Below are 6093 nucleotides of genomic sequence, written 5' to 3' on the forward strand. Positions count from 1 at the left end.
GTCGCCCTGGCCGCCCTGCATGACGATGCAGCGCACGCCGGAACTCCAGCTCTTAATATAGGGAGCGGTGTCGGCTTTCGGGAAATGCAACTGCGTGTCCGGCATGACGAGCTTCTTCTGGATGCGGTCGAAGCACAGCTCGCGGTCGGCTTTTTCAAAGGAGAGCGGATGGTCCATGCTCACCTCTTTCTTCGTGTCGGCATCATACCACTCGTCCATGCCCCAGAAGTGACCGTCCTTGATGGACATGCCGAGTTCATTGATGAGACGTGCCACGAGCGGGAGCTGCTCCGTCGGCCCGATGGGACCGCAGATGCCGGCTGGATTGTCCGGCGTGGCCTGACGCCAGGCGTGGATGTATTCCAGAGCCTCGGCGAGATAAAACTCCTCCAGCGTGTCATACATGACGACTTTAAACCCAGGCCGGGAGAGCTGGCGGAGATCACGCTCCGTGAGACGCGCGGCGTCATTGATCAGGGAATTATCGAGCGTGGTGTAGTCCCACCAGTCGGGGGCGATGTGGCTGAGCTTGCGTGACATGGAGGTGGCTGAGGTTGGGTTGTGGGAAAGAAAGACGGGCGGCCTGCCCTTGATTTATCGAGTTTCGTCGGAAGCGGGGGCCTTGCCAAGCCCGCATCCGTCAAGCACCGAAGTTTTTTCCCTCGCCTTCACGAGCAGGCCGACTTAAATCAGCATGAGAACAAAACGACCCCATGAACGACTCCAATCCACTTTCCGACACTGGCTTCGGTGCAGTCACGAGCAACGATCCTTTCCAGGCAGCCAAGGCCAGTGCCTTGAAAGCCGCAGAGGAACTCCGCGCCGCCGCGAGTCAAAAAGCCAGCGAACTGCGCACCGCCGCCGAGAGCCGCGCCCAGCACTTCAAAGCCAGTGCCGAGCAAAAAGCATCCGAGATCAAAAGCGATCTCCAGGACAAGACCGAAGACATCCGCGCCTATGCAGATGAAGCTCTCGGCCAGGCCAGGCAGCACTGCGAGAACCTGCTGACTGAAGCTGAAAACCTCGCTCGTGAAAAGCCGCGCCAAGCGCTCTTCACCGCCTTTGGCGTCGGCCTCGTCGTCGGTCTCCTGCTCCGCCGGTAACCTCTGCCGCATCGTTTCCACTCGCACTTGATGGCGAACCGGGAACCGCGAACATCTGCCATGATGGACATCGAAGTCTCCCGCCTCAAATCGCTCCTGCGTGCCCTCGCGCTGTATGGCGAAGCACGCGGAAGGCTGCTCCAGATCGAGGCCCAGGAGGCAGGCGTGCAGTTCACCACCATGCTTGTGTTGGCTGCCATCGCCTCCGGTTGCCTGCTCTGTGGCTGGTTGCTCGCCGTGCCCGCCCTTGTCTGGCTCGTGGCGGAGTGGCAGGGCTGGCTCTGGTGGAAGGTCGCCCTCGGCGCAGGTGGCGTGCATTTGTTTTTCGGCCTGATCTTCCTGCTGCGTCTCCGCTCCATGCTCCGCCGCCTCCAGGTCTTTGAGGAAACTTTCCGACAATTCCAACGCGATCGCGAATGGCTCAGCGGCACACCCCAGTAAAACTCACGCCCAAGCAACAGGCCCTGCGTGATCTCGATGAAGCACGCGCCCTGCTCGGCGTCCACGTCCACCTCGCTTCCGAGGAATGGAACCCGCGCGTGATCCTCCGACAGTCCGTCCAAAATCATCTCTGGGCCTGGGTCACGGCAGCAGGAGTCGGCGGTCTGCTCCTCTGGCGAGTGCTCATGCCTTCACGTCGCGGAAAATTTGATCGTGACATCTCGGGCGCTTCCGATACAAAAAAGGGTTTTATGGCTCTGCTCACGCTGCCCCTGCTCGGCATGGTGCGGCAGGCAGCCGTGAAATATGGCACCCAGTTTCTTCAATCCTACCTGACCAACCAGTTCTCCCAACACGCTGCCCCCAAGGCCAGCGTGCCAGATGACCACTCCGCTCATGTCTGACCAAGCCCCTCAAGATGTCGTGCCCGTGCTGGGCTCCGTGGATGATTACCTCCGCTTCTGCATGCAGTATGATGCATCAGATCTGCACCTCGCCACCGCCTCCCAACCCATCTGGCGCCGCTTCGGCACCCTCGGTCCCATTTGGCATAATGGGGCCTACCTCACCGCCGAGGACACCCGCCGCCTCGCCTACTCCTTCCTCACCGAGGATAAAATCAAGCGCCTCGAAGAGCGCGGTGATGTGGACTTCGCCTACTCCACCGACTTTGGCCGCTTCCGTGCCTCCGTCGTCCAGCAGCGTCTCGGCATCGACATCACCTTCCGTATCATCAGCACCACCGTCCGCACCATCGAGGAACTCAAACTTCCCGACACGGTCAAAACGCTGATCCGCTACCACAACGGCCTCATCCTCGTCACCGGCCCCGTCGGTTGCGGCAAGTCCACCACCCTCGCCGCCCTTGTCGATGGTGTGAACATCGAGCGCCAGGACCACATCATCACCCTGGAAGAACCCATCGAGTACGTCATCACGCCCAAAGGCTGCCACGTAAACCAGCGCGAAGTCGGCACTCATACCCAGTCCTTCGCCGCCGCCCTCCGTGGTGCCCTCCGTGAAGACCCCGACGTGATCATGGTCGGTGAAATGCGCGACTTGGAGACCATCTCCCTCGCCATCACCGCTGCCGAAACTGGACACTTGGTGCTCGGCACCCTCCACACCGGCAACTCCGCACGAACCCTCGACCGTGTGCTCGATGTCTTCCCCGCAGATCAGCGGGACCAGATCCGCATCATGGTGTCCGAGTCTCTGCGCGGCATCGTCTCCCAGCAGCTCGTCCCCCGCGCCGATGGCAATGGACGAGTCATGGCCATCGAAGTCCTCGTGAACACCCCCGCCGTCGCCGCCTGTATCCGCGATGGCAAAACCTTCATGCTCAATGGCGTCATGCAGACCGGCAAAAACGTCGGCATGATCACCATGGACGACTCCCTCCGCGCCCTTTTCACCAAAGGTCTCATCACCCGCGAAGAGTGTGAATCACGCGCTGAAGACAAACCGCAGATGCAGATCTTCTTCAAGAGCTGATCCCGCCCCTGTTCTCGCCTTCCTCATCTCCGACTTTCTTCCCCTTCCCGTCCATGCCAGTCATTGACCAACTCTTCCAAACCCTCGTCGAACTCGGTGGTTCCGACCTTCACCTCAGCCAGGGCCAGCCTGCCAAGGTGCGCGTCCACGGCAGCATCAAGCCCATCTCCGAGGAGGTCCTCACCGTCGAGCACATGGAGACCATGATGCGCGAGATCTGCGATCCCAAGAGCTGGGATCGCTACATCGAAAAAGGCGACCTCGACTTCGCCTACGAGATGGATGACGAACACCGCTTCCGCTGCAATTACCTCAAGCAGCAAAACGGCTACGCCGCCGTCTTCCGTATCATTCCCACCAAGATCGCAAGCCTGGAGCAGCTCGGCATTCCCCAGGTCGTCAAAGAATTCGGCCATCTCCGCAGCGGCCTCGTCCTCGTCACCGGCCCCACCGGTTCCGGCAAGTCCACCACCCTTGCCGCTCTGCTCGACTATATTAATACCAACTTCCGCCGTCACATCATCACGGTCGAGGAGCCCATCGAGTTCGTGCATCGGAACAAGAAGAGCATCATCACCCAGCGTGAAGTGCCCATCCAGACCCCCAGTTTCGCCGACGGCCTCCGCGCCGCCCTCCGTCAGGATGCCGACATCGTGCTCGTGGGTGAAATGCGTGACTTGGAAACCATCTCCCTCGCCCTCACTGCAGCGGAAACAGGTCTCCTCGTCTTCGGCACCCTCCATACCAACAACGCCCGCAAAACCGTTGACCGTATCATCGACGTCTTCCCCTCCGAGCAGCAGAGCCAGGTCCGCACCATGCTTGCCGCCTCGCTGAAAGGCGTCGTCGCCCAGCTCCTCATGAAGAAGTCCGACGGCAAAGGCCGTGTCGCCGTGAATGAAATCATGGTCTCCACGCCCGCCGTGGGAGCCATCATTCGTGAAGGCGCCACCCAGAAGCTCTACGACGTCATCATCGGCGGCAAAGCCCAGGGCATGCAATTCATGGATGACTCCATCTGGCAAAAGCTGCGCGACGGCTTCGTCAGCCCCATGGAGGCCTACATGAAAGCCATCGACAAAGGCCGCTTCAAAGCCTTCCTCCCGCCTGAAGAGCAGGCCCTCGCCAATGCCGGCGGCGGAGACGACGCCAAGAAGAAGTAACCCGGCCGCTGCCCATCGCAGCACCCAGGCTACACCTCACCACCGGACATGTGGTTTCCCACGTCCGGAGTCGAATCCTATCTCATCATCCCTGTGGCAAAATAAGGCCGTAGCCACTGCTCGTGCCTCATGGATGCCCTGCCATCTCGATCACGGCCACTTCGCCAGCACTTTGCCGTCCGCAGCTTTGAGCGTGAGGCCTTCAAGCTTCACCTCGCCTTCTCCACCACACGGATCAAGCCGCAGCCCATGCAGACTCTTCGCTTCAGCGAGAGTGAGTTTCATGTCATGCCATTCGCCATCGTGCTTCACCTCGAAGTCGAGATGCTTGCCTTTGGGGAGGATGGTTTCGGGGTCGGTGGTCCAAAAGAGTTCGGCTGGGCCGGTGGACTTGCTTTGGAGTCGGAATTCGAGGGTGTAGGGGCCGGGCTGTGAGATGGCCAGGCGCTCGAAGGCGAGGCCGGGATCACTGCCAGTGCTGTCACTTTGCCTTTTTCTTGCCTTTACCCTTCGACTTGGGTGGTTCGGCTCCAAGCCTCGGCCCGTTGTCTGTAGGCAGCGATTGATGCCATTCGAGCAGCGCTTTGGTCATGTGGGCGACGACTTCAGACTGCTGTGCAGCGAGGTTTGTCGTCTCTCCGCGATCATTGGCTAGATCGTAAAGCTGCGGCTTCGTGCCGTCGTAGTCGCAGAGGAGTTTCCAGTTACCTTCGCGCATGGCGAGGTCAGGCAGGCGTTCGGGAAGCGCTGGGGACGCGGTTTTTCGATCCGGGGGGCGACGCCAGAAGATCGGAGCGCTGCGTGAAACTTCGCCTTGGCCGAGAAGGGCAGGCGCGATGTTTTCGCCGTCGAAGACGATCTCTTTGGCTTCGATCCTGGCGATGGAGAGCAGCGATGGCGCAAGATCGAAGGCGGCGAAGATGGACTTCGTGTTCACGGAGCCTGCTTTCGTTTTGTCGATCAAGCCGGGTCCCCAGACAATGAGTGGCGAACGTGTGCCGCCTTCATAGAGCGTTGTTTTGCTACCGCGAAACGGACCCGCACTCCCAGCGCCGGGTTCGGGGCCGTTGTCGGAACAGATGAGCAGGAGCGTGTTGTCTCGGAGTTCGGGTGTGGTGTGGAGGTGATCGAAAAGTTTGCCAAACTGGCGGTCCATTTCTTCGAGCACGGAGAGATACAGACCGCGTTTGCCTTCAGCCCATTTGTCCGTCGGTGGCCACCATGGACCATGCACGTCATCAGGCCAGAGATTGACGAAGAAGGGCTTCTTGGCGCTTGTGGCTTTGTCCATGAAGGGAATCGCCGCTTCGATGAAGCCGCGGGTGATCTTGGAGCGCTGCATCCAAGTCACCGGCTTTCCAAGGCGCTCGGCATCGGCCCAGATTTTACCGGGTTCGGTGTCACCGGGCTTCATCGTGAGTGGCAGCAGCTTCGGACCCATGCCCTCGAAGTTGGTGAGCGATTCATCAAAGCCATACGCGGTGATCGGAGGCGCGTCATCGACATCGCGCTGGCCGCCGAGATGCCATTTGCCGAAGTGGCCGGTGGCATAGCCGTTTTGTTGGAGCACACGAGCCAGCGTGGGCGCTTTCGGATCGAGCCACTGAGCGCAGCCTCGTCGTTCGTTGTCCGCCCGGTTGTTGAGAAAGGAATGGATGCGCCAGCGCTGCGGATACTGGCCCGTGGTCAGCGCACAACGCGAGGGTGAGCAGATGGGTGAGTTCACATGAAACTGCTCAAAGCGAATGCCCTCCGCCGCGATGCGGTCGATGTTCGGCGTCTGGGCGTCTTTGTTGCCGAAGCAGGAGAAATCGCCCCAGCCCATGTCGTCGATGAAGACCATGATGAAGTTTGGCTGCGCCGCGAAAAGCGAAGGGCAGCACGCGAGCATG

Annotated in this window: 7 protein-coding genes and 1 pseudogene; 5 read left to right on the forward strand and 3 right to left on the reverse strand. The window is 60.3% G+C overall.

Going from position 1 to position 6093, the window contains the following annotated elements; translation table 11 throughout:
- Positions 1-540: pseudogene (locus AC6FTP_RS24845) on the reverse strand (glucosamine-6-phosphate isomerase); the annotation flags it as partial.
- A 173-nt stretch (positions 541-713) separates the two neighbouring features.
- On the opposite strand from AC6FTP_RS24845, the gene AC6FTP_RS24850 reads away from it, so the two are divergent.
- From AC6FTP_RS24850 to AC6FTP_RS24870, 5 genes are read left to right on the forward strand one after another with little or no spacing between them, the layout of a single operon-like run.
- On the forward strand, positions 714-1103 hold the full coding sequence (locus tag AC6FTP_RS24850) for a hypothetical protein (protein WP_497209599.1): 390 nt from the start codon (positions 714-716) through the stop codon (positions 1101-1103).
- Between the two features lie 60 nt (positions 1104-1163).
- Positions 1164-1544: a phage holin family protein gene (locus AC6FTP_RS24855; protein ID WP_497209600.1), complete on the forward strand. Its 381-nt coding sequence runs from the start codon at positions 1164-1166 to the stop codon at positions 1542-1544.
- Positions 1520-1948, forward strand: coding sequence for a hypothetical protein (locus AC6FTP_RS24860; protein ID WP_497209601.1), 429 nt, complete (start codon positions 1520-1522; stop codon positions 1946-1948). Before AC6FTP_RS24855 ends, AC6FTP_RS24860 begins: the two co-directional genes overlap by 25 nt.
- The gene (locus AC6FTP_RS24865; RefSeq protein ID WP_497209602.1) at positions 1941-3038 is read left to right on the forward strand and encodes a type IV pilus twitching motility protein PilT; all 1098 of its coding nucleotides are present in this window, start codon (positions 1941-1943) and stop codon (positions 3036-3038) included. The genes AC6FTP_RS24860 and AC6FTP_RS24865 overlap by 8 nt, the downstream gene beginning before the upstream one ends.
- A 53-nt stretch (positions 3039-3091) precedes the next feature.
- On the forward strand, positions 3092-4201 hold the full coding sequence (locus tag AC6FTP_RS24870; RefSeq protein ID WP_497209603.1) for a type IV pilus twitching motility protein PilT: 1110 nt from the start codon (positions 3092-3094) through the stop codon (positions 4199-4201).
- Between the two features lie 150 nt (positions 4202-4351).
- On the opposite strand, the gene AC6FTP_RS24875 is transcribed toward AC6FTP_RS24870, so the two are convergent.
- Positions 4352-4735: a hypothetical protein gene (locus tag AC6FTP_RS24875; protein WP_497209604.1), complete on the reverse strand. Its 384-nt coding sequence runs from the start codon at positions 4733-4735 to the stop codon at positions 4352-4354.
- A complete protein-coding gene (locus AC6FTP_RS24880) occupies positions 4683-6092 on the reverse strand; it encodes a sulfatase-like hydrolase/transferase (RefSeq protein ID WP_497209605.1) in 1410 nt (469 codons plus the stop codon). The genes AC6FTP_RS24875 and AC6FTP_RS24880 overlap by 53 nt, the downstream gene beginning before the upstream one ends.
- Position 6093 lies beyond the last annotated feature (1 nt).

The organism is Prosthecobacter sp., assembly GCF_044378005.1.
In the GTDB taxonomy this organism is placed as follows: Bacteria; Verrucomicrobiota; Verrucomicrobiia; order Verrucomicrobiales; family Verrucomicrobiaceae; genus Prosthecobacter.